Genomic DNA, 22,357 nt, shown 5'->3' with positions numbered 1-22,357 from the left:
GTCGATGCTGGGCGACGCGACACCGGCCGGACCCGGTGCCTCTGTGTCGAAAGGGCCCGTATGAGCATCGTCGAGGAAAGACCACTGGAGACCGTACTCGCGCCGGACTCCCGACCCGCGGCTCCGGTCTCCCCGCGCCGCGAGGAGACCCGCTTCGCCTCCCTGCGCGAGCGCACCGCGGAACTGCACGCGGTACGGGCGCTGGCCGAGGCCGGCCCGAGCGAGCGCGCCACCGCCGCCCAGCACGCGAAGGGCAAGCTGACCGCCCGCGAGCGCATCGAACTGCTCTTTGACGAAGGAACGTTCAACGAAGTCGAGCAGCTCCGCAAGCACCGTGCCACCGGCTTCGGCCTGGAGGACAAGAAGCCGCACACGGACGGAGTCGTCACCGGCTGGGGCAAGGTGCACGGCCGCACCGTCTTCGCGTACGCCCACGACTTCCGCATCTTCGGCGGCGCGCTGGGCGAGGCGCACGCTGAGAAGATCCACAAGCTGATGGACCTGGCCGAGGCGGCCGGTGCCCCGATCGTCGGCCTGTGCGACGGCGCGGGCGCCCGTATCCAGGAGGGCGTCACCGCGCTCGCCGGCTACGGCGGCATCTTCCAGCGCAACGTCCGCAACTCCGGCGTGATCCCGCAGATCTCCGTGATCCTGGGGCCCTGCGCCGGCGGCGCCGCGTACTCGCCCGCCCTCACGGACTTCGTGTTCATGGTGCGCGGCACCTCGCAGATGTTCATCACCGGCCCGGACGTGGTCCAGGCCGTGACCGGCGAGGCCGTCACGATGGAACACCTCGGCGGAGCCGACAGCCACGCCGGCGCCTCGGGTGTGGCGGCGTTCGCGTACGACGACGAGCAGAGCTGCCTGGAGGACGTACGCCACCTCCTGTCGCTGCTCCCCTCCAACAACCGCGAACTCTCCCCCGCCGGCGACCTGGAGGACCCGGTCGACCGGCGGTGCGAGAGCCTGCTGGACCTGGTCCCGGCCAAGCCCACCCAGGGCTACGACATCCGCGACCTCATCGAGGAGGTCGCGGACCACGGGGACTACTTCGAGGTCCACGCGCAGTGGGCGCAGAACGTCGTCTGCGCGCTGACCCGCCTCGGGGGCCACGTCGTCGGCATCGTCGCCAACCAGCCGGCGCACCTGGCGGGCGTCCTGGACATCCAGGCCTCCGAGAAGGCGGCCCGCTTCGTCCAGTTCTGCGACTCGTTCAGCATCCCGCTGGTCACGCTGATCGACGTGCCCGGCTTCCTGCCGGGCGTCGACCAGGAGCACAACGGCATCATCCGGCACGGCGCGAAGCTGCTGTACGCGTACTGCAACGCGACCGTCCCGCGGATCTCGCTGATCCTGCGCAAGGCGTACGGCGGCGCCTACATCGTCATGGACTCCCGCTCCATCGGCGCGGACGTCGCCCTGGCCTGGCCGTCGAACGAGATCGCGGTGATGGGCGCGGAGGGCGCGGCGAACGTCATCTTCCGGCGCGAGATCAACGCCTCGGACGATCCCGACGCCACGCGCGCGCAGAAGATCAAGGAGTACCAGACCGAGCTGATGCATCCGTACTACGCGGCCGAACGCGGCCTCGTCGACGACGTCATCGACCCGGCCGAGACGCGCGCGCGGCTCATCTCCACCCTCGACATGCTGCGTACGAAGCACACGCAGCAGCCGAGCCGCAAGCACGGGAACGTGCCCCTGTGACCGCCGACGACCGGACCGCCCTGGCGCTGGCGGCGATCCGCATCACCAAGGGGAACCCGACCGCCGAGGAGGTCGCCGCCCTGGCCGTCCTGCTCACCGCGCGGAGCCGGACGTCCCACGAGGCGACTGACCCGCAGGGCGAGGCCCGGGTGCACAAACTCCCCGTGCGCCGCCATCCCCCCTTCATGGCGCCGGGCGCCTGGGCCTCCTGACCCGCCGTCCCACCTCCCCCCACACCGCATCCCCTACATACCCCACACCCCGTACGCCGCCCGGTTGGCCGAAAGGCCCCGGGCGGCGCGGCGTATTCCGGGGCCCGCCGGCCCCGCTCTCAGGACCGGTCGATCAGCACGGCGACCCCGTCCAGGATGCGTTCCAGCCCGAAGTCGAGCGGGTCGTCGTCCTGGGGGACGAAGGCTTCGGGGCCGACCGCGGCGATGGCCGCCGTCAGCGCCGGGAAGCGGTGTCCGTGCCGCTCCAGGACGTCCGCCGTCAGGCGGTTCCACTCCTGGTCGCCGTCCTCGTCCTGGTCGATGCGCTGCTGGGTCAGGTTGCGGACGTGCCCGATGACCAGCAGGAAGATGTCGTGCTGCTGCGCGAAGGACAGTCCGGTCTGTGACAGCACGGCCAGTGCGGAGTCGAGCCACGCCAGCTGGTGAGGACCCATCAGCTGGCGGCGCATCGCGGTGGCGGTGACGATCCACGGCCTGCGCTGGTACAGCGCCCAGCACTGCCGGGCCCATTCGGTCAGCTGGGGCCGCCAGCCGCCCTGTACGTCGGTGACCTTGGGGGCTGGCCCGATGGCGGCGTCGACCATCAGGTCGACCAGCTCCGCCTTGCCCGGGACATAGCGGTAGAGCGCCATGGTCGTGACGCTGAGCTGCGCGGCGACGCTCTGCATGGAGAGCGCGTCCAGTCCCTCCTTGTCGGCGATGTCGAGCGCCGCGCAGACGATGCGCTCGACGCTCAACGAGGGTTTCGGGCCGCGTCTGGGCTGTCCCGCCTCGTTCCACAGGAGCGCCAGGCTGACGGCCGCGTCACGCTTCTCTTCCCTGTTTCTGGTCATACAGCCCTGCTCTCAGATTGGTTTTCGGCCTGCCGGGTTGACGCCCCAGGGAAACCGTATATACCGTAAACGTAATCGCTTAAGTCGTAAACAGTAAGTGGGGGTCCGCCATGCTCGACACCATGCTTGCCACGTCCGCCGCCCTTCTCGCCGCACCTGCGGCCGGGTTGCTGGGGCACCGCGCACTGCGGCGCCTCCAGGGCGCCCGGCTGCTGAGCATCGACACCGCGAACGGCATCGACGAGCAGGGCTTCGTCCGGATCGGCGGGCTCGAGCAGTGGATCTCGATCCGCGGCGAGAACCTGGCCAACCCGGTCGTCCTCGAGCTGCACGGCGGCCCCGGCTCCTCCAACTCGATCTTCGGCACGCGTACCCGGGCCTGGGAGGAGCACTTCACCCTCGTCCGCTGGGACATGCGCGGAGCGGGCAAGACCTTCGCCCGCTCCGGCCCCGAGGGCCAGGGCGAGATGACCACGGCCCGGATGTACCAGGACGCCGTCGAGGTCACCCGGTACGTCCGTGAGCGGCTCGGTGTCGACAAGGTCGTGCTCCTCGGTCAGTCCTTCGGCAGTGTCTTCGGGCTGCGCCTCGCCCGCGAGTACCCCCAGTGGTACTCGGCCTACGTGGGCACCGATCAGAACATCCAGGATGCAGGCCGCGACACCTCCGTGTACGAAGGACTTCGGGCGCGCCTGCGCGCCGGGGGCAAGCGCAAGCGGCTGGCAGCCCTCGAGCGGATGGGTCCCGACTCCCGCTGGTGGACCGCCGGCCAGCGCGCCGCCTTCAGCAAGATGCTGGCCACCAGCGACCCCCTGACGGCCGACACCATGAAGAGCGTCGTGATGGGCTCCCTGTGGTTCTCCCCGCTGCACACCCTGCGCGAGCTGGGCGGCTTCGCGAAGGCCATGAAGTTCTCCGAGCAGATCCTCGCCGACGTTGCCGCAGCCGACGACTGGGCTGACGGCACCCGCTTCGACCTGCCCTTCTTCATCTTCCAGGGCGACCGCGACGTCATCACCCCGGCGGAGCGCGCCCGGAGGTTCTTCGACGACGTGCAGGCCCCGGTCAAGGAGTTCGCGCTCATCGGGAACACCAGCCACTTCGCCTGCTACCGCGATCCGCAGTGGTTCCTGCACCTGATGCTGACCCGGGTGCGCCCGGTGGTCACGGGTGCGCGGCAGCCGGCCGGCGTCTGATTCGGACGGCCGCCCGCACCCCTGTGGCATCGCGCGCGCGGCTCGAGACCGGGCGTGTGAATACCCGCCGGCCACGAGTACTGCCGTACGCGTCCTCGTGCGCAGCCCGAGCCGGTCTCCACCGTCCCCGGCGAAAAGAACGGACCGGGGGAACTCCCTCATAAAGAATTCGTGAACCCCGCGCCTATCGTCGGTCGGGCTCGCGGTAGTCGCGCAGGGAGATGTTCTCCGCGGCCTTGCGGGCGATCTTGGCGGCCATGTTCTTTCCCGGCAGGTACGGCATGATCTTGTAGTAGCGGTTGAGGACCGTGGCCAGGGCGCGGCTTCCGGGGACCATCAGCCTGGCGACGCCGTCGCCCATCTTCTGGCAGCCCAGCGCGTACGCGCGCATCTCCTCCTCGTACCGCCCGAACGCGACGCGGTGGTCACCGTGCGCCGCGGCCAGTTCGCCCGCCAGCACGTACGCGCCGACCAGGGCGAGCCCCGACCCCATGCCCGAGAGGGAGGAGGGGCAGTGCGCGGCGTCGCCGAGCAGCGCGACGCGGCCGCGCGACCAGCTGTCCATGTGGACCTGGCCGACCGAGTCGAAGTAGAAATCGGGCGCGTACCGCATGTCGTGCAGCAGCCGGTCGCTCTGCCAGCCGTTGCCCGTGAAGGTCTCGGCGAGGACGGTCTGCTGCTCCGCCACGTCGCGGCGGTCCAGGCCCAGTTGAGGCGAGGCGAAGTAGAAGACCGCCTTGGCCTCCTCGTTGTGGCGGGCGCTGTACATCGCGACGAGCCTGCCCGCGGTGCGGTAGGCGTGCCCGGTGTGGTCGAGGCCGAGGTGGTTGGCCGTGGTGAAGATCGCGCAGTGGACGCCGAGGTGCTTGACGAACTGCTCCTCCGCCCCGAACGCCAGGCGGCGGGTGTGGGAGTGCAGCCCGTCCGCGCCGATCACCAGGTCGAACCGGCGGGGCGCGCCGCGCTCGAAGGTCACCTGCACGCCGTGGGCGTCCTCGGTGAGCGAGGTGATGGAGTCGCCGAAGACGTACTCGGTGTGCGGCCTGGTCGCGTCGTACAGGATCCGGGCCAGATCGCCCCGGAGGATCTCGACGTCCCCGGCGAACAGGTCGGCGGGCAGTTCGGCCTGCCGCTTGCCCGCGCTGTCGACGTACGTCATGGAGCCCATTCCGGTGCGGGCGCGCTCGATGTCGGCCAGGACGCCCATGCGGCGCAGGACCGTCAGGTGGGCCTCGCCGCGGAAGTCGACCGCGTAGCCGCCCTCGCGGAGCGCGGGGGCACGTTCCACGACGGTGGCCTGGAAGCCGTACCGGTGAAGCCAGTGGGCGAGCGCGGGGCCGGCGACGGAGGCGCCGGAGATCAAGACCTTGAGGTTCGTCATGCCGCAGAGCTTCCACGGGGCCGCTCACCGGGAGTTCACCGTGCGCTCACCGCGCTCGCCGGGTGCCGGTCGTGCTCACCGCCCGCGAGGTCACCGAGGCGATGTCACGCGCTCAGGACCGCGTGCGCGACCTCCTCGGACAGCCCCAGGATCCGCAGCACTTCCGGTGCGGGCGCCCCCATCCCCGCGGCGGCTGCGGCGGCCTCCCGGTAGCGCTCGCGCGCCTCGGCGTCGCGGCCGCGGGCACCGGCGACGCGGCCCAGCCCGATGAGCGTGCGCAGCCGGGTCCCCAGGCTCTTGACCCAGTAGGGGTCGATCCGCTCCAGGGCCTGCGCGTACAGCCGTTCGGCCTCGGCCGGGCTGCCCTCTTCCAGGGCGATGTCCCCGAGGCCGCGCAGGGCCGCCGCCAGGTACGTGGAGCTGCCGGCGCGGCGGGCGAGCGCGGCGGCCTGCGCGTAGTCGCCCCGGGCCGCCGCCGCGTCCTCGCCGGCGAGGTGGTCCCCCCGGTTGACCAGCAGGTCGGCACTGTCCTCGAGGGCGCCGAGCCGTTCGGTGAGCACGAGTGCCTCGTCGGTCAGCGCGACCGCCCGCGCGCGGTCGCCACGGGCACCCGCCGCCCCCGCGAGCGCGTCCAGGGCGAGTGCGGTGCCCCACCGGTCACCGAGCGAACGAAATCCCCGCAGGGCCTCGCCGAAGGCCTGCTCGGCCCCCGCAGGGTCCCCCTCGCCGAGGCGCCCGAACCCCGACACGTAGTGGGCGGCGGCCCGGGTCCACGGCTCGGCGCAGTCGCGCTGAGAGGCGAGGAGGGCGAAGGCGCCCTCCGGGTCGGGCCCCATCACGTTCCGCATCATCCACAGGAGCAGGACGGCCGGGTACCGGCCCGGCCGGCCGCCGGACCAGGCTGCCGCCAGCGCCGACGCGGCCGACGCGCGATGGCGCTGCCACATCCGCCGACCGGCGTCACCCGCCGCCGGCGCCGCCCCGGCGAGCAGCGCGCACGCCGCGTACTCCTCGCCGAGTCCCTCGGGGACGGACTCGCCGACCGTCGCGAGCAGGGCGGCCGCCTGCGGCGCGGCCGACGCGGACGCCCCCCGGATCCACAGGTAGGTGGCCGACGAGGCGAACAGCTCGAAGGCCGTGGCCACGTCCGGCTCCTCGACCGCCCACCGCAGCGCCGCCATGAGGTCGCCGTGCTCGGCGGCCACGACAGGTAGCCACTCCAGCTGCTCCGCACCCCGCAGATGCGGGTCGGCCGCCCGTATCAGCTCCTGGATGCGCCGGGCGTGGGCGCGCCGCACGGACGCCCGTTCGCCCGCCGCGTCGAGCAGCTCCGCGCCGTACGCGCGGATCGTCTCCAGCATCCGGAAGCGGCCGCCGGCGCACTCCAGCAGGGACTTGTCGACCAGCGACTCCAGCGTCTCACCGTCGGCGCCGCAGACCCGCAGCGCGGACTCGGCCGTCGCGCCCCCGGCGAAGACCGTGAAGCGCCGCGCCGCCCGCTGCTCGGGTGCGGAGAGCAGCTCCCAGCTCCACGCGACCACCGAGCGCAGCGTGCGGTGCCGCTCGTCGACCGTACGGTTGCCGCGGGCCGTGACGCCGAGCAGATCGTCCAGCCGTCCCGCCAGGTCCTCGAGGTCCAGGGTGCGTGAGCGCGCCGCCGCGAGCTCGATGGCCAGCGGGAGGTCGTCGAGCGCCGCACAGATCCGCCGTACGAGCGCGGGGTCCGCGGTGAAGCCCCGCCGCACGGCGCCGGCCCGCTCGGTGAACAGCCGTACGGCCGCGTCGGCGTCGAGGGGCCGTACCGGGAACAGGTGCTCGCCGGTGATGCCGAGCGGCTCCCGGCTCGTCGCCAGCACGCGCAGTCGCGGGCAGGTCGACAGCAGCCGCGCCGCCAGCTGCGCGATCCCGTCGACGACGTGCTCGCAGTTGTCCAGTACCAGCAGCAGCATCCGGTCCGACAGCGCCGCGACCAGGCGGTCGACCGGTGTCTTCGCGCCGCCGTCCATCTGGAGACCGTTCTCGCGCAGGCCGAGCGCGCCCAGCAGGGCCTGCGGCAGCCCGGCCTCGTCGCGCAGCGGGGCCAGTTCCACGAAGCACACCTCGTCGGCGGTCCCCTCGGCGTCCGCGACCTCGACCGCCAGCCGGGTCTTGCCGACGCCGCCGGGCCCCGTCAGGGTGACCAGCCGGGCCACCCGCAGCAGTCCGCCGACGTCGGTCACCTCGTCGGCGCGGCCCACGAAGCTCGTCAGCTGGGCGGGCGGTGCGGCGGGCGCCGGTGCCGGGCCGGCGCTCAGCAGTTCCCGGTGCAGCGCCGTCAGCTCGGCCGACGGGTCGGCGCCCAGCTCTTCGGCCACATGCCTGCGGACCTGCTCGAACACCACCAGTGCCTCGGCCTGCCCGCCCGCCGCGAACAGCGCCCGCATCAGCAGCCCGGCCAGCCGTTCCCGGAGCGGATGCCGGCCGACCAGCTCGCGCAACTCGGGTACGGCCGCCGCGTGCTCGCCGAGCCGGAGGCCGGCCTCGATGCGGTCTTCGAGCACGGCGAGCCGGTGCTCTTCCAGCCGTGCGGCGGCCGCCCGGGCCGTCTCGCTCTCGGGCAGGCCGGCGAGCGCCGGTCCCCGCCACAGCTCCAGGGCCTCGTGCAGCAGGGGGAGCGCCCGGGCGGCGTCGCCGTCGGCCAGTGCCGCCCTGCCGGCCCCGGCCAGCCGCTCGAACCGGGAAGCGTCCACGTCGTCCGGATCGACCACGATCCGGTAGCCCGCCCCGGCCCGTTCGATGACCGCGCCGGTGCCCAGTGCCGTACGGAGCCTGGATACCTGCGACTGCAGCGAATGCGCCGACAGCACCCGGGCGGGGTCGATCTCGTCGACCAGCCGGTCCGAGGAGACCGTCTCCCCGGAGCGCACCAGCAGCAGGGCGAGCAGTGCCCGGCGGGCGGGACCGCCCAGTGCCACCTCGCCGCCGTCGCCGTGCCACGCCTTGGTCTCGCCGAGGATTCCGAACCGCATGCCGGTGATTATCCACCGGCACGTGATCACGGAGTGATCGGGCCGAGGAACGTCCCGCCCGAGACGTCGACGGTCTGGCCGGTGACCCACCGGCCCTGCGGGCCCGCCAGGAATCCGACGACGTCCGCAACGTCCTCGGGCTCGCCCAGCCGCCCCAGCGCGGTGATCGACTCCAGCCCGGCGACCACCTCGGGCACCGAGGTGTGTCCCGCGGTCATGTCGGTGCGCACGGCGCCGGGCGCGACGGTGTTCACCGTGATGCCGCGACGGCCGAGCTCGTTGGCCAGGGAGGGTGCCATGGACTCCAGCGCCGCCTTGCTGATCGTGTAGCCGATCTGGGTGGAGACGGCGAACCGGCTGGCCGTCGAGCCCATGTTGACGATGCGTCCGCCATCGTTGAGCAGCGCCATCGCGCGCTGGATCACGAAGAACGGGGTGGCGACGTTGATCTCCAGCAGTCTGGCGAACTCCGCCGCGGTGACCTGCGAGATCGCATGGCCCGAGCTGATGCCCGCGTTGTTGACCAGGATGTCCAGTCCACCCCCTGCGCACCCGGCCCGCGCCAGCCCCGCGGCCAGCCCCTCGAACAGCCGGTCCACCGCACCGTCCTCGCCGAACCGCGACCGGACCGTGAACGCACGGCCGCCCGCCTCCTCGATTCGGGCCACGGTCTCCCCGGCCGCCTCTTCGTTCCCGCCGTAGTGGACGGCGACCAGCGCGCCCTCGGCCGCCAGCCGCAGCGCGACCGCCCGGCCGATGCCCCGCGAACCGCCCGTCACCAGTGCCGTCTTGTCGGTCAGAACCTTCATTACCGCTCCCTGTCCAGTGGCCGGTCCGCGGTGGATCCGGCGCCGGACCAACCGTCGCGCGGGCGGCTCACCGGACGCTCACCGCGAACTCACCGGTACGACGGCTCAGTCGAGGACCGCGGTGGCTTCGACCTCGACCAGGTGCTCGGGTACGTCAAGGGCGGCGACACCCAGCGTGCCGGCCGGGGGGACGGGGGTCACGCCCAGCTTCGCCGCCGCCCGGGCGATGCCCTCCAGCAGGACCGGCATCTTGTCGGGGGTCCAGTCGACGACGTACACGGTCAGTCTCGCCACGTCCTCGAACGAGCGGCCGGCCGCGTCCAGGGCGGTGGCGACGTCGAGGCGGCACCGCTCCACCTGGGCGGCGAGGTCGCCCTCGTCGGCCGTGACCCCGTCGGCGTCCCAGGCGACCTGCCCGGCGACGAAGACGGGCTTCGAGCCGGAAGCGATCGCCACCTGGCGGTAGACGGGGACCTCGGGCAGTCCGGCGGGGTTCACCAGGGTGATGGCCGTGGTGCGGCCTCCTCGTCCGACTTCACGCCGGGGCGTGAACTCTCAGCGGCCGTGGTGGTCGGCGATCGCCTCGGCCACCGCCCGGTGGGCGACGCGGGCCAGGACGGGGTTGGTCACGCGGTAGTGGTGCTCCGCCGTGAGTCCGAAGCGCAGCGCCCAGCCGCGCCCCCGGGCCCACGTCGCGTCGTCCACGCCCGCCGCCTCGCGGAACACCTCGCGGGTGCCGGCGGACAGCAGGGTCCACGCCGCCATCACATCGCACGCCGGGTCGCCGACGCCCACGCAGCCGAAGTCGATGACCGCGCTGAGGCGGCCGCGGTGGCCGAGGAGGTTCCCCGGCAGGAGATCGCCGTGCAGCCAGACGGGCGCGCCCTCCCACTGCGGGACGCGAACGGCAGCCTCCCACGCGGCGGTCGCCGCCTCCGCGTCCAGCGTTCCGTCGGCGCCCAGGTCCCTGATCGCGGCCCGGACTTCGGCGTCGGCCGTACTCACCGGCCCGCCCCGGAACGACCGCGGTGCGCCGGTGGTGTCGACGCGCCGCAGCGCCGCGACGAACCGTCCCAGCTCGGCCGCGGCGTCGTGCAGTCCGGTGAGCGGCTCGTCGAACAGGTTCTCACCGTCGAGCCAGCGGTACACCGACCAGGCGAACGGGTACCCCTCGCCCGCGACCCCCTGCCCGAGCGGGACGGGTACGTCCAGCGGCAGGTGCGGTGCGAGGTGCGGCAGCCAGCGCTGTTCCTTGGCGACCTGGCCCTCGGCACCGGGCATGCGGGGGAGCCGTACGCTCATGTCCTCGCCCAGCCGGTACACGGCGTTGTCGGTGCCGGCCGAGCGCACCTTCCGTACGGGCAGCCCGGCCCACTGCGGGAACTGCGCCGCGACCAGCCGCCCGACGAGGGCCTCGTCGATGTCGACCTCGTCGGCGTGCATCTTCGTGTTCGTGACGGACATGCCGGGGAACGTACCCGGCGGACAGGTGGCCCTGCCAAGGGATTTCTCCGGCCCGCGGCGATGACCGACGTGTCCGCCCGCCCCGACACCGCCGTCGGCGAGATCGCCGTCCGCTCGGGCCTGCCGCAGAGCGCGGTGTCCGCCTGCGTGGCCCGCCTGCGCGAGACCGGCTCCGTGGTCACGGCCACCGACCCCCGCGACCGGCGGCGCACCCTCGTCCGGGCCAGAGGCCCGAGGCCGGACGCCTGACCTCTGACGTACGGCAGCCGACCCCGGCCGCCCGAGCCGCCGGGGCCCGGGCGACGAAGTGCGGAGGCTACCTGCGGTACGAGGAGACGTAGCCCGGGCCCGGCGACCCGACGCCCGTCACCACGTCGTAGCCGCGGACGGCGGCCAGAGAGCTGTCCTTGCCGAGGCTGCGGACCGAGGTCAGCAGCCCGTCCGCGGCATCGACGGTGTTCGCGAAGTCGACGCGGGCGACGGCGAGGTCGCGGTCCTTGCCCAGCGGGTGGTCGGTGACGTCATGGTAGAGCGGGGTCCCGAAGCGGAAGTAGATCGCGGGGTTCGCGAAGCCGATCGGCAGGCGGCGGGCCTGCTGCGCCAGCGCCTGCACCCCGGCGATGACCGGGGCCGCGAGCGAGGTGCCGCCGATGCGGTACTCGTCGTACGAGACCGAGCCGTCGGGCCAGCTCTGCGTCTGGCCGACGAGGAACCCGGTGTTGGGGTCCGCGATGGCCGCGATGTCCGGGACGGTGCGCATGCGCGCCGTGCCGTTCGCCTTGGCGAGGGAGTCGGGTACGACGCCCCGCTGGTAGGCGGGCTGGGCGACCGTCGCGCTCGTTCCGCCGCCCGCGCCGCCCGTGTAGGCGCCCGGGAAGCCCGTCCAGCTGGTGCCGTCGGCACTCAGCGGCGCCTTGAGCGTGCCCCAGCCCGTCTCGAACTGGTAGGTGTCGCCCTTGCCCACGGCCAGTGAGGTACCGCCCACGGCGGTCACCCACGCCGAGTTGGCCGGGGTGTCGACCTGCTTCTTCCCGGTGTTGGCGACCTCGTCCCCGTCGTCGCCCGAGGAGAAGTAGAAGCCGATGCCCTCGACGGCCCCCAGCTTGAACGTCCGGTCGTAGGCCGCCGCGATGTCCGGGGTCTCGTTGGCCTCGATGTCGCCCCACGAGTTCGAGACGATGTCGGCCAGCCTGCTGTCGACGACCTTGTCCAGGGCGTCGAGGAGGTCCGGGTCGTTGCACGAGGCACCCGCGACGTACACGATGCCCGCGTCCGGTGCGACGGCGTGCACGGCCTCGACGTCGAGGGTCTCCTCCCCGTACCAGCCGGACGCGTCGCACTCCTCGGTCGCCGTGTAGTCGGCGGGCACGACCTGGCGGAGCTGGTCGGCCCTGTACGCCTTGTCGCCGTTGCGCTGCGCGTACTGCCGCGCGTCCTGGGCGATGGTCGGCGAGGCGTACGCGTCCGTGATGGCGACGGTTACCCCCTGACCGGTGTACCCGTTCGCACCGTAGGCCGCGCGCAACTGCTGCCCCGTGTATCCCTTGACCGCGTAGGGGATCTTGGTGCCGTTGGCGTCGGGGAGGGTCTTCGCCACGTTCGACCCGAAGTAGGTGGAGAAGGGCCCGGCGTTGCGGAACCCGGCGCCCGGGCCCGGCAGCGTGTCCTGGTGCGCGGACCGGTGCGGCGCGTCGTCCAGACCGGTGACGGTGAGCACGGCGCCGGCCAGGTCCGCGGGGGCGGACGCCGTCCTGGCGGGGGCCCGGTAGACCTTGTCGCCCTTGCGGTAGCCGTGCAGCTGGGTGGCGAACGCCTTCTCCGCCGCCGCCACGTCCCCGGAGACGGATATGTAGTGCTGGTCGGAACCGGTGACCGTGAGACCCGCCTGCCGGAGCCAGTGGGTGACGGCTCCGATCTGGTCGGCGGTCGGCCCGAACCGCAGGCTCGCTTCTGCGGGGCTCAGGTACCTCCCGTAAGCGGAGGACCGCGGGTCCGAGACGGCCTCGGCGTAGGCGGTGAGGCCCTTCGCGTCCCGCCCGGCCAGGTACACCCGGGCGTTCACCTTCGCGGACGGGGCGACCGTGCCCTGGTCGGCAGAGGCGGTGGCCCAGGAGGGCCGGGTCCCCTCCAGGGCGGACCGCCCTCCGGGGACGGGCCCGGCGGCCTGCGCGGGCGGTATCGCGAGGGCGAACGCGCCGGTGAGCAAGGGGAGTGTCGCTGCCATGACACCTAGGGTGCGGCGCCCTGTGCGGGTGCTTCTCATCTCATCCCCTGCAGTGAAGTGGAGTCTGTCGCGAGCTGGTTGCGCGGACCGCGGCGATGTGCGCGGCGTACGGCCGCAACTCTTGTCAGGAACCGTTCACGTCAGGGGCACGGAGCGATCAAGAAACCCAAAAGAGCTTTCCAGGAAAGGGAATTGACGCACCGGCAGACGCGGCCCAGGGGGTGTCCGCAAACTAGCGCCGTCCGCCCGCGGGGAAGCGAGGACGGCGCGAGCACCAGACCGGCCTTCAGCGCGCTCATGTGCAGTACGGACTGCAGGTGGAGGTTGAACGGGAGCACCAGCCCGATCATCGCCATCGACACCAGCGCCACGAGCGCGGTCATCACGGTGAGGTTCCGGTCGCGGAACAGCGCGCGAAACCGGCGGCCAGCAGCCCCCAGATCCCGGCGCCCCACCCGTACCGCTCGCCCTCCTGGAGTCCGAACGCCAGGCAGAACAGCGCGGCGGTCGCGATCGGCACGCCCACGAGGTCGAAGCGGTGGCCGCGCCCGTTGCGCTCGTGCGGCACCACCAGGTACGTGAGCACCAGCGCCGCCGCGCCGATCGGCACGTCGACCAGGAAGATCCACCGCCAGCCGACGATCGACACGAGGATGCCGCCCAGGGTCGGCCCCGACAGCGTGGCGAGTCCGGCCACCATCCCCCAGACGCCCATGGCCGTACCGCGCCGCTGCGCGGGGAAGACCGAGACGACCAGCGCCCTCGTCTGAGGCGCCAGCAGGGCCGCGCCCAGCCGCTGCAATCCGCGCGCCGGGATCAGCGGGCCGGCGCTCGGCGCGAGCCCGCACGCGACGCCGGCCAGCGTGAACACCGCCCGCTGGTGAGATCCAGCAGCGTCATGAAGAACCCCGGTGACACGGTCACCAGGCCCGCCCAGGGATTGCCGGCCAGATGGATTGGAAATGCGGAAGGGCGGCAGGTGCCGGGGGAGAGGGAGCCGGGCAGGCCACTGGTGGCCGATTGGCCTGTGACCCGCTGCCGCGCACCTGAGAGGCTGGCGTCCTGAACGCCATTCCCAGGAGGTCGGCATGCAGGTAGCGGTGGTCACGTTCGACGGGTTCAACGAACTCGACAGCTTCATCGCGTCGGCCCTGATCAACCGGTGCCGCAAGGACGGCCTGGAAGCCTTCATCACCACGCCCACGCCCGTGGTCACCTCGATGAACGGCGTCGAGGTCACCGGTCAGCGCCCGATGGAGTTCATCCCGGACGCCGACGTCGTACTGATCGGCAGCGGGGTCAAGACGCGGGACGTGGTCGCCGACGACCGGCTGCTCGCCCAGCTGCCCCTGGACCCCGCGCGGCAGCTGATCGGCTCGCAGTGCTCCGGCGCGCTGGTCCTCGCCCGGCTCGGGCTGCTCGGCGGGATGCCGGCCTGCGCGGACCTGACGAGCCGCCCGTACGTCGAGGCCTGCGGCGTCACCGTGCTGGACGCGCCCTTCCACTCCGAGGGCAACATCGCCACGGCGGGCGGCTGCCTGGCCTCGCAGTACCTCGCCGCGTGGACGATCACCCGTACGCTCGGCGAGGAGGCCGCGCGGGCCGCCATCGCCTACGCCGCCCCGGTGGGCGAGCAGCAAGAGACGGTGGAACGCACCCTGCGCGCCATCCGCACGTCCGAGTCGGTACTGCGCTGACCGAGGCGATACGGAGCCGACCGAGGCGATACTGCACCGCCCGCGTCGGGCGGCGCGGGCGGGCTTCGCTCAGACGCGGGTCGCGGAGCCGCCGAGCCAGCACTAGACCCGCTTGCCCGCCCCGTCCGCGGCGTTGCCCCAGGACTGGCTGAGGGGCGCGATCAGCCCGAGCCCCCGCCCGGACTCACGCCGCGCAGAGCCCGCGGGGGCCCGGTTCGCGGGCCCGAGAACGGGGGTGTCGTCGCAGTCGCGCAGGGCGCACAGCAGCCGCTCGGTCCCCGCCTCCTCGTCTCGGAGGCGGGTGCTCGCCGAGTGCCGGAGCGCGTTGCTGACCGCTTCCGAGACGAGGATGCGGGCGTCGTCGGCCCGCCGCCCTTTCGCCCGTACGTCGTGCGGGGACGGCCACGGACCCCCTAAGAGCCGCCGGGAAGCCGGACCGTGACGAGGAGGCCCCCGCCCGGGCGGGGGAGAAGGTCGAGGGTCCCGTCGTGGGCGCGGACGACGCTCTGCACGATGGCGAGGCCCAGGCCGGCTCCGGCGTGCTCGTCGGTGCGCACGCGGTCCGATCCGCGCCGGAAGGGTTCGGTGAGGGTGGGCACCAGGTCCGGCGGGAGCGGGGGACCGCTGTTCTCGACCCGCAGCACGCTCGTGCCCCCGTGCGCCCCGGTGTGGACCGTCACGGTGCCCCCGGCGGGGAGGTTGTGCACGACGGCGTTCTGGACGAGGTTCGTCACCATCCGCAGCAGGAGCTCCGCGGAGCCGCCGGTCGGGGCCGCCCCGCCGGTTACGTCGAGCGTGATCCGGCGCTGCTCGGCGAGGGGGAGCAGCGTTTCGGCGGCTTCTTCGGCGAGGAGGGAGAGGTCGACGCTCTCACGGGTGAAGTCGCCGCGGTCACCGCGGCCGAGTAGCAGCAGGGCCTCGGTGAGGTCGATCGCCCTGGTGTTGACCACGTACAGCCGCTCGATGAGTTCGTCCCGGTCCCGTGCGGGGTCCTTGCGGGCGACGTCGAGGAGCGTCCGCGAGATCGCCAGCGGGGTGCGCAGTTCGTGGGAGGCGTTCGCGGCGAACCGCTGCTGCTCGGCGACGTGGGACTCCAGCTGTCCCAGCATCGAGTCGAACGCGTCGGAGAGTTCGCGGAACTCGTCCTGGCGGCCCTTCATGCGGATCCGGTGGGACAGCGATCCGTTGCCGGCCCTCCGTGCCGCGTCCGTGATCTGTGTGAGCGGTGCGAGCATCCGGCCCGCGAGGAGCCACCCTCCGACGAGGCCGAACAGGAGCAGGAAGGCCATCGCCACGGCCGCGGCCGGGAGGAACGCGCGCACGAGGACGTAGCGGTTGGGGGAGATCCCGAGGAGGCCCTTGGGGTTGTCGGGCACGTAGCGCAGCAGGAACCCCCACACCACGGCCAGCAGGAGGGCGCCGGCGAGGGCGAGGAACCCGGCGTAGCTGAGGGTGAGTTTCAGCCGGGCGCTGGGCCCCGGGCGTCTACGCATGCGTACGGCCGGCATCGGGATCGGGATCGGGAGCGGGCGCGTCGGGGGCGGTGGCGTCGACGGCGGTCGCGATCCGGTAGCCGACACCCGGCACCGTGGCGATGACCCATGGTTCGCCGAGCCGTTTGCGCAGTGCCGAGACGGTGATGCGCACGGCGTTGGTGAGGGGGTCGGCGTTCTCGTCCCAGGCCCGTTCCAGCAGCTCTTCGGCGCTGACGACCCCGCCCTCGGCGGCGACGAGGACTTCCAGCACGGCGAACTGCTTGCGGGTGAGCGCGACGTAGCGCCCGTCGCGGAAGACCTCCCGGCGGAACGGGTCGAGGCGCAGGCCCGCGATCTCGCGGACCGGCGGCCGGGCGTACGCGCGCCTGCGGTCGAGGGCCCGCAGCCGCAGGACGAGCTCCCGCAGCTCGAAGGGTTTGGTGAGGTAGTCGTCGGCGCCGAGCCCGAAGCCGGATGCCTTGTCGTCGATCCGGTCGGCGGCGGTGAGCATGAGGATCGGGATGCCGCTGCCGGAGGCGACGATGCGCCGGGCGACCTCGTCGCCGGACGGGCCGGGGATGTCGCGGTCGAGGACCGCGAGGTCGTAGGAGTGGACGCTGAGCAGTTCCAGGGCGGAGTCGCCGTCGCCGGCGATGTCGGCGGCGATCGCCTCCAGCCGCAGACCGTCACGGACGGCCTCGGCCAGGTAGGGCTCGTCCTCCACGATCAGTACGCGCATGTCCGAAGCCTAAGCAGCAGGACATGTCGCCGCCGTATGCGGCGGCGTGCGCACGGACGTGCGCCACCAGCGGCGCGACGCCAGCGCGGCCAGCACGGCGCCCGCGGCGTTGAGCAGTACGTCGTCCACGGAGGACACCCGGTCCAGCCGGAGGACGTACTGCGCGCTCTCGACCAGGACCGAGCAGCCCGCCCCGAGCGCCAGGATCCGAGGCAAGGACGCCGTCGCCGCGAACCGCATCGGGGCGAAGAACCCCAGCGCCGCGAAGACCAGCAGGTTGCCGACGATCCCCAGCGCCCCCATCGTGACCAGGTCCCGGAGCGGCACCAGGCTCACCCGGGCGGGGGCCGTGCCGGCCCCGCCGCCCGGCATCATGGTCATCCAGACGAACGGCACCGTCCCGTGCACCATGCCCACCTCGGCCAGCGACGTCCGCCACGCCGATGTGGCGCCGGCGGCCCGCCGCAGGCGGGCCAGCGCCCAGGCCGCCGCCGCGGCCGGCGGCAGCGCGACCAGCGTCATGAGCACCACACCGTTGAACGTGTCGTAGCAGCCGTGCCACCGCCCGGCCATGCACCTCGGAGCGGACATCATGAGCGGCCCCCGCAGGGCGAACACGGCGCTCGCGAGGCCCAGGAACGCCAGGCCGAGGAGCACGATCCGCCGTGCGCGGCGGGCGCGGCGGGGCGGTGCGGAGGGTGCGGACGGGGGTGCGATGCGGGTCATGGCGTCATTGGAGGCGGAGGGCCGTTGCGGTGGCGTATGAGCTTTTCGATACGCCCGCGATACGTGGGTGCGGTCGCCCTGCGACCTGCGGCCAGGCTCAGCCGGCAGCCGAGGCCGGCCCGGCCGCGGGCGCGGTCGTCACGGCCGTTGCCGCGGCGCCGTCAGGGCCGGGCGGACCTTGGTGGGGAGGAGGTCGAGGAAGCGGTCCGGGTGGCGGAAGGCCGCGAAGTGGCCGGCGTCCTCGATGACCTGCCCGGTCCGCGGTGTCCTTCGGGCGCCCGGCACGACCGTGCGGACAATCTCTAGGCGAACGGGCCCTCGGTCGTGAAGCGGCGCAGGTCGCGGGCGAAGCGTTCGGCCTCGCCCGGCGGCCACGAGGACAGGCTCTCCGTGATGCGGGCGGCCAGCCGGGCCCGCAGTTCCGCCACCGCCGCCCGGCCCCGCTCGGTGAGGACGAGCAGGTGCGCCCGCCCGTCGGCGGGGTCCGGCTCGCGGCGGATGAGGCCGGCCGCCTCCAGCCGGGAGGCGCGGCGGGTGACGCCGGAGCGGTCGACTCCGACGTCGGGGGCCAGATCGGCGGCGCTGCGGGGGCCGGTCCGGGCCAGTGTGCTGAGTACCGGGTACGTCAGCTCGTCCAGCCCCTCGCCCATGCCCTCGGTGAGCCGCCGGTGCAGCTGCGTGCGCGTGCTGCGCCTGAGCAGGATGCCCAGCGCGTCCGCGATCTCGTGACCTGCTTCGTTCTCCACGCTACGAGAATAGCGTGCGCCGCGCACGCTGTTGGTGCTACTGTGACGGAGATGCGTGCGATTCGCACGCACTTCTCCTTGATCCTTCGTCCCGTGAGGAAATCCCATGACGCGCACCGGAATCGAAGTCGCCCTCAACGACCTGCTCTTCAATCGCGACATCACCGTCGAGGAGGCCGCCGACCGCCACTTCACCCCGGAGTACCGCCAGCGCACCGACGGGGAGTGGGCCGACCGGGCCGGGTTCATCGAGCACATCACCCACGTGCGCGGCCTGGTGGCCGACGGCCGCGTCGAGGTGCACGAGGAGCTGTACGACGGGGCCAAGTACGCCGACCGGCACACCGCCCACATCACGAAGAAGGACGGCTCGACCGTACGCATGGAGGTCTACGTGTTCGCGGAGTTCGCGCCCGACGGCCGGTTCCACCGCATAGAGGAGACCACCCTGATGCTGGAGGGCTCCGCCGCGGACCGGAACATCGGCAGCGCCCGCTAGGGGGTGTCCGCACAGTCGTGCCGGGCGCCCGGGTACGGGGACGTACTCGGACGCTCCGACAACCCGGCGCGGCGCGGCACCGGACGCCGCGGGCCGGGCAGGACTTCGCGGAGACCCCTAGCGGGCGCTCCTGGCGGTCAGGGCGCGGATGGCCGTCTCCTGGGAGTAGGCGAGCAGGCCTATCGTCATCGCACTCATGACGACGGCGAAGAGCACGTGGCCCAGGGTCGAGGTCACGGCCAGGCCCGCGGCGTTCAGGGCGAAGTGGCTGCCGACCCGCAGGGCGATGAGCGCGAACGCGACCTTGCGGGTCTCCTTGCCGCGCCACAGTGCCTTCGCGAGCTGGATCCGCCTGCGCATCATCGTCAGCGAGACGATGATGTTCACGGCCAGCAGGACCAGCAGCACGGGCCAGACCGAGGGGAAGGCCTTCAGGATGTCGAAGGCGGCCGCGAGCACCCCTTCGAAGCCGAAGAACCAGAGCGGGAGCCGGTAGTCGGCCGGTGCCACGGCGCTCGTGTCGACGGCCTCGGCCGGTGCGCCCTCGGTCTTCTTCTTCAGGATGTCCATGCTGCTGCCCCCGTGGTCGGTGTGATGATCACTATTTTTCCGGGGAAGCGGTATCGGGGGCAGAGCACCAGGTCACGTGTGCCGTATGACAGCTGTCATACGCCGCCCGGACAGGGCCGCGTGACGGTGTGATGGGATACGCCGTATGGGTCTCACCGAACGAGGAAGCCAGCCGCCGACGGGGGTGCCCGTACCGCCCTTCGACCCCGAACTGGCCGTCGCCCTCGCGGCCTTGGACGCGCGGTCGCGCGAGCCGATCACCCCGGACAACCTCGCGGCCCGGCAGGAGCGGGACGCCGCGTTCCGGCCCCGGCCCACGGCGGAGGACCTTCGCGACGGCGGCCGCTTCGAGGTGACGGAGTTCCAGGTCCCGGGACCACCGGACGGCCCGGCCGTCACGCTCGTCAGCGCCCGCCCGTCCGGGCTCGCAGGGCGGCCGCTGCCCCTCCTCTACTACCTGCACGGCGGCGGCATGGTCATGGGCAACGCCTGGTCCGTGCTCCCGCGGATCCTGCGCGAATGGGCCCTCCCGCTGGAACTGGCCGTCATCTCCGTCGAGTACCGGCTCGCGCCGCGGGCGCAGTACCCCGAACCCCTGGAGGACTGCTACGCCGGCCTCGTCTGGGCGGCCGGCCACGCGGCCGAACTGGGCATCGACCCCGACCGCATCGTCCTCGGCGGCAAGAGCGCCGGAGGCGGCCTCGCCGCGGCCCTCGCCCTCCTGACCCGCGACCGCGGCGGTCCCGTCCCGCTGGGCCAACTGCTGCTCTGCCCGATGCTCGACGACCGCGGCACCACCTTCTCCAGCCACCAGATGACCGGCCTCGGCGTCTGGGACCTCACCTCTAACACCACGGGCTGGAAGGCCCTGCTGGGCGACCGCCACGGCGCCGCCGAACTGCCGCCCTACGCGGCCCCCGCCCGCGCCACGGACCTCACCGGACTCCCGCCGGCCTTCATCGAGGTCGGGTCGGCCGAGATGTACCGCGACGAGGACGTGGCGTACGCGAACGCCATCTGGCGGGCCGGCGGCCACGCCGAACTCCATGTCTGGCCCGGCGCCTACCACGGCTTCGACGGCCTGGCCCCCGAGGCCGCCCTCACCCGGGCCGCCCGCGAAACCCGCACCCGCTGGCTCCAACGCCTCCTGGCCCGATCGGCGCCGGCGCCCCAGCCGTAGTGCCTCCGCGGACCCCGCTCCGGCCGACGGCCGCACCTCCGCAGCCGGGTTTCACGCGTCCGACCCCATGGCTGGGCTGCCCGGCGGCGGCCGGCTGCGGCGCACTGGTGGTACCACGGAGGGGGCCGCGGCGGGCGGGCGCGATGGGGCTTTGCGCTGACCGGGGCCCGGTGCCGGGCGGCACGTTGAACCCGAGTCCGTCCAGGGGCGGCCGCGCGTGACCGGTCGCGTGTCGGCGAGATGAACGTGCTGTGCTGACCATGGGGCGTCACCCCGAGCGGCGGGCCCGGGGGTGAGCGAGCCCGCCGAGTGGGCGCGTGCCGTCATCGCGGCCGTCGAGGGGGTCTGAGCCCGTCCAGGGTGAGGTCCAGCAGGCGTTCGGCCTGTGCGCGCTGTTCGGGTTTCGCCGAGGTGAGGGCGATGCCGGCGAGGGCCGCGAACATGTCGGTCGGACCGATGTCGGTGCGGATCGCGCCCGCCTCGGCGCACGCGTCCATCAGCGCGGCGATGGCGCTCTGGATCATGTCGTGGCTGTGGGCGTACGGGTTGCTCCCCGAGGCGGCGATGGCGCGCAGGGCGTCGGCCATGCCGAGCTTGGCCGTGGCGTAGTCCATGAAGAGGCGGGTCCACGCGCGCAGCGCCTCGTACGGCGGCTGCGCCGCCAGGAGCCCGGGGACGGCGTCGCGCAGCTGGGCCACCTCGTTGCGGTAGGCCGCCTCGACGAGCGCCTCGCGGGTGGGGAAGTTGCGGTACAGGGTCGCGGTGCCCACGCCCGCCGCCCTGGCGATGCGTTCGAGGTGTGCGTCCAGTCCCTCCTCGGTGAACACCCGTACCGCGGCGGCCAGGATCTTGTCCCTGTTGCGTTGCGCGTCGGCTCTCAGCGGGCGTGCTGCGTCCGGGGTCATCGGCGGCCGCCGTCCTCTCTCGTCCTCACCATTTGCTAAGTGGAGGCGCGCCCAGTTAGCTTGGCAGCATGAAGTGGTGGCGCCTCCACTTGACTCTAGGGCATGCCCTGGCCTGCCCGTATTCCTCCTGGAAGGACTGCTGCTCATGTCGGGAATCGAAGGCAAGGTCGTGGCGATCACGGGCGCCGGCAGCGGTATCGGCGAGGCGACCGCCCTGCTGCTCGCCGAACGCGGCGCCAAGGTCGTCCTCGGGGCGCGCCGGTCGGAGCGGCTCGAAGCCCTGGCCGCCCGCATCGACGCGGCCGGCGGCGAAGCCGCGTGGACGCGCACCGACGTCACGGTGCGCGAGGACCTGACCGGGCTCGTCGAACTGGCGCGCAGCCGGTTCGGCAGGCTCGACGTCCTCGTCGGCAATGCCGGGATCGGCCTGATCTCCCCGCTGGACGAGGTACGCGTCGAGGACTGGGAGCAGATGATCGACGTCAACCTCAAGGGCGTCCTGTACGGGATCGCCGCCGCGCTGCCGGTCTTCCGGGAACAGGGCACCGGGCACTTCGTCCACACGGTCTCCACGGCCGGACTGCGCGTCGTCCCGCTCCAGGCGGTGTACGCCGCCACCAAGAACGCCGTACGCACCCTCTCCGAGGGCCTGCGCCAGGAGGCCGGTGACAGCCTGCGCGTGACGGTCGTCTCGCCGGGCGTCACGCGTACGGACTTCCCGGACTCCATGGCCCCGCAGATGCGGGCGCAGGTGCGCGAGCGCATGGACGCGATGGCGATCCCGCCGGACGCCATCGCGCGCGCCATCGCCTACGCCGTCGAGCAGCCGGACAACGTGGACGTGGGCGACATCGTCGTCCGCCCCACCGCCCAGGACTGATGCCGTCTCCTTCGGATCGTGCCGGGCCCGCATACCGGTGACGTGCGGGGCGGAGGGGGGCGTGTGACCCTGTTCGCAGGCCTCG

The 22,357-nt window shown here is 72.9% G+C and carries 24 protein-coding genes; 8 read left to right on the top strand and 16 right to left on the bottom strand.

Going from position 1 to position 22,357, the window contains the following annotated elements:
• Positions 1-60: 60 nt before the first annotated feature.
• Together ACIBAD_RS27740 and ACIBAD_RS27735 are read left to right on the top strand one after the other, a co-directional pair.
• A complete protein-coding gene (locus ACIBAD_RS27740; RefSeq protein WP_078865534.1) occupies positions 61-1,707 on the top strand; it encodes an acyl-CoA carboxylase subunit beta in 1,647 nt (548 codons plus the stop codon).
• Positions 1,704-1,919 (top strand): acyl-CoA carboxylase subunit epsilon, encoded by a 216-nt coding sequence (locus ACIBAD_RS27735; protein ID WP_134076252.1) that lies wholly within the window; start codon positions 1,704-1,706, stop codon positions 1,917-1,919. The genes ACIBAD_RS27740 and ACIBAD_RS27735 overlap by 4 nt, the downstream gene beginning before the upstream one ends.
• A gap of 119 nt (positions 1,920-2,038) precedes the next feature.
• On the opposite strand, the gene ACIBAD_RS27730 is transcribed toward ACIBAD_RS27735, so the two are convergent.
• On the bottom strand, positions 2,039-2,773 hold the full coding sequence (locus ACIBAD_RS27730; RefSeq protein WP_134076250.1) for a TetR/AcrR family transcriptional regulator C-terminal domain-containing protein: 735 nt from the start codon (positions 2,771-2,773) through the stop codon (positions 2,039-2,041).
• 122 nt (positions 2,774-2,895) lie between these two features.
• On the opposite strand from ACIBAD_RS27730, the gene ACIBAD_RS27725 reads away from it, so the two are divergent.
• Complete coding sequence (locus ACIBAD_RS27725; protein ID WP_398909219.1) at positions 2,896-3,969, top strand: alpha/beta fold hydrolase; 1,074 nt, start codon at positions 2,896-2,898, stop codon at positions 3,967-3,969.
• A 184-nt stretch (positions 3,970-4,153) separates the two neighbouring features.
• Here ACIBAD_RS27725 and ACIBAD_RS27720 read toward each other — a convergent pair whose 3' ends face one another.
• The 5 genes from ACIBAD_RS27720 to ACIBAD_RS27700 all read right to left on the bottom strand — a co-directional run bounded on the left by ACIBAD_RS27720 (position 4,154) and on the right by ACIBAD_RS27700 (position 10,631).
• On the bottom strand, positions 4,154-5,350 hold the full coding sequence (locus ACIBAD_RS27720; RefSeq protein WP_134076246.1) for an FAD-dependent monooxygenase: 1,197 nt from the start codon (positions 5,348-5,350) through the stop codon (positions 4,154-4,156).
• A 104-nt stretch (positions 5,351-5,454) separates the two neighbouring features.
• The gene (locus ACIBAD_RS27715; RefSeq protein ID WP_398909217.1) at positions 5,455-8,358 is read right to left on the bottom strand and encodes a BTAD domain-containing putative transcriptional regulator; all 2,904 of its coding nucleotides are present in this window, start codon (positions 8,356-8,358) and stop codon (positions 5,455-5,457) included.
• Between the two features lie 26 nt (positions 8,359-8,384).
• Complete coding sequence (locus ACIBAD_RS27710; RefSeq protein WP_398909215.1) at positions 8,385-9,167, bottom strand: SDR family NAD(P)-dependent oxidoreductase; 783 nt, start codon at positions 9,165-9,167, stop codon at positions 8,385-8,387.
• A 105-nt stretch (positions 9,168-9,272) separates the two neighbouring features.
• Positions 9,273-9,674, bottom strand: coding sequence for a RidA family protein (locus ACIBAD_RS27705; protein ID WP_398909228.1), 402 nt, complete (start codon positions 9,672-9,674; stop codon positions 9,273-9,275).
• 48 nt (positions 9,675-9,722) lie between these two features.
• Positions 9,723-10,631 (bottom strand): aminoglycoside phosphotransferase family protein, encoded by a 909-nt coding sequence (locus ACIBAD_RS27700; RefSeq protein ID WP_134076240.1) that lies wholly within the window; start codon positions 10,629-10,631, stop codon positions 9,723-9,725.
• Positions 10,632-10,691: 60 nt separating this feature from the next.
• On the opposite strand from ACIBAD_RS27700, the gene ACIBAD_RS27695 reads away from it, so the two are divergent.
• Complete coding sequence (locus tag ACIBAD_RS27695) at positions 10,692-10,880, top strand: MarR family transcriptional regulator (protein WP_398909212.1); 189 nt, start codon at positions 10,692-10,694, stop codon at positions 10,878-10,880.
• A 67-nt stretch (positions 10,881-10,947) separates the two neighbouring features.
• On the opposite strand, the gene ACIBAD_RS27690 is transcribed toward ACIBAD_RS27695, so the two are convergent.
• The 3 genes from ACIBAD_RS27690 to ACIBAD_RS27680 form a co-directional block, all read right to left on the bottom strand.
• Positions 10,948-12,894: a protease pro-enzyme activation domain-containing protein gene (locus tag ACIBAD_RS27690; RefSeq protein WP_398909209.1), complete on the bottom strand. Its 1,947-nt coding sequence runs from the start codon at positions 12,892-12,894 to the stop codon at positions 10,948-10,950.
• A gap of 101 nt (positions 12,895-12,995) precedes the next feature.
• The gene (locus ACIBAD_RS27685; RefSeq protein ID WP_398909206.1) at positions 12,996-13,238 is read right to left on the bottom strand and encodes a hypothetical protein; all 243 of its coding nucleotides are present in this window, start codon (positions 13,236-13,238) and stop codon (positions 12,996-12,998) included.
• Positions 13,238-13,726, bottom strand: coding sequence for an MFS transporter (locus tag ACIBAD_RS27680; protein WP_398909204.1), 489 nt, complete (start codon positions 13,724-13,726; stop codon positions 13,238-13,240). Before ACIBAD_RS27680 ends, ACIBAD_RS27685 begins: the two co-directional genes overlap by 1 nt.
• A gap of 217 nt (positions 13,727-13,943) precedes the next feature.
• On the opposite strand from ACIBAD_RS27680, the gene ACIBAD_RS27675 reads away from it, so the two are divergent.
• Entirely contained in the window at positions 13,944-14,552 is a 609-nt protein-coding gene (locus ACIBAD_RS27675) for a DJ-1/PfpI family protein (RefSeq protein ID WP_134076238.1), read from the top strand.
• Between the two features lie 413 nt (positions 14,553-14,965).
• On the opposite strand, the gene ACIBAD_RS27670 is transcribed toward ACIBAD_RS27675, so the two are convergent.
• From ACIBAD_RS27670 to ACIBAD_RS27650, 5 genes are all read right to left on the bottom strand, one after another.
• The gene (locus ACIBAD_RS27670; protein WP_398909202.1) at positions 14,966-16,045 is read right to left on the bottom strand and encodes a sensor histidine kinase; all 1,080 of its coding nucleotides are present in this window, start codon (positions 16,043-16,045) and stop codon (positions 14,966-14,968) included.
• Entirely contained in the window at positions 16,038-16,766 is a 729-nt protein-coding gene (locus ACIBAD_RS27665; RefSeq protein WP_398909200.1) for a response regulator transcription factor, read from the bottom strand. Before ACIBAD_RS27665 ends, ACIBAD_RS27670 begins: the two co-directional genes overlap by 8 nt.
• 9 nt (positions 16,767-16,775) lie before the next feature.
• Positions 16,776-17,492 (bottom strand): VanZ family protein, encoded by a 717-nt coding sequence (locus ACIBAD_RS27660; protein ID WP_398909198.1) that lies wholly within the window; start codon positions 17,490-17,492, stop codon positions 16,776-16,778.
• Positions 17,493-17,630: 138 nt separating this feature from the next.
• Positions 17,631-17,777, bottom strand: a complete 147-nt coding sequence (locus tag ACIBAD_RS27655; RefSeq protein ID WP_398909196.1) for a hypothetical protein — start codon at positions 17,775-17,777, stop codon at positions 17,631-17,633.
• Positions 17,778-17,794: 17 nt separating this feature from the next.
• Complete coding sequence (locus tag ACIBAD_RS27650; RefSeq protein WP_398909193.1) at positions 17,795-18,238, bottom strand: MarR family winged helix-turn-helix transcriptional regulator; 444 nt, start codon at positions 18,236-18,238, stop codon at positions 17,795-17,797.
• Between the two features lie 106 nt (positions 18,239-18,344).
• Between ACIBAD_RS27650 and ACIBAD_RS27645 the strand changes: the two genes are divergently transcribed.
• The gene (locus ACIBAD_RS27645) at positions 18,345-18,737 is read left to right on the top strand and encodes a nuclear transport factor 2 family protein (RefSeq protein WP_134076228.1); all 393 of its coding nucleotides are present in this window, start codon (positions 18,345-18,347) and stop codon (positions 18,735-18,737) included.
• A gap of 117 nt (positions 18,738-18,854) precedes the next feature.
• On the opposite strand, the gene ACIBAD_RS27640 is transcribed toward ACIBAD_RS27645, so the two are convergent.
• Positions 18,855-19,307: a hypothetical protein gene (locus ACIBAD_RS27640; RefSeq protein ID WP_398909191.1), complete on the bottom strand. Its 453-nt coding sequence runs from the start codon at positions 19,305-19,307 to the stop codon at positions 18,855-18,857.
• Positions 19,308-19,452: 145 nt separating this feature from the next.
• On the opposite strand from ACIBAD_RS27640, the gene ACIBAD_RS27635 reads away from it, so the two are divergent.
• A complete protein-coding gene (locus ACIBAD_RS27635) occupies positions 19,453-20,487 on the top strand; it encodes an alpha/beta hydrolase (RefSeq protein ID WP_398909189.1) in 1,035 nt (344 codons plus the stop codon).
• Positions 20,488-20,810: 323 nt separating this feature from the next.
• Here the strand turns inward: ACIBAD_RS27635 and ACIBAD_RS27630 are convergent, their stop codons facing one another.
• The gene (locus ACIBAD_RS27630; RefSeq protein WP_134076223.1) at positions 20,811-21,392 is read right to left on the bottom strand and encodes a TetR/AcrR family transcriptional regulator; all 582 of its coding nucleotides are present in this window, start codon (positions 21,390-21,392) and stop codon (positions 20,811-20,813) included.
• A 145-nt stretch (positions 21,393-21,537) separates the two neighbouring features.
• On the opposite strand from ACIBAD_RS27630, the gene ACIBAD_RS27625 reads away from it, so the two are divergent.
• Positions 21,538-22,272 carry an SDR family oxidoreductase gene (locus ACIBAD_RS27625; RefSeq protein ID WP_398909186.1) on the top strand — a complete coding sequence of 245 codons (735 nt, stop codon included), beginning with the start codon at positions 21,538-21,540 and terminating at the stop codon, positions 22,270-22,272.
• Positions 22,273-22,357: the final 85 nt, after the last annotated feature.

Origin of the sequence: Streptomyces sp. NPDC051109 (assembly GCF_044455885.1) — a bacterium.
Lineage (GTDB): Bacteria > Actinomycetota > Actinomycetes > Streptomycetales > Streptomycetaceae > Streptomyces.
Note: the sequence above shows the minus strand (reverse complement) of the source record. Positions and strands in the feature narration are given on the sequence as shown.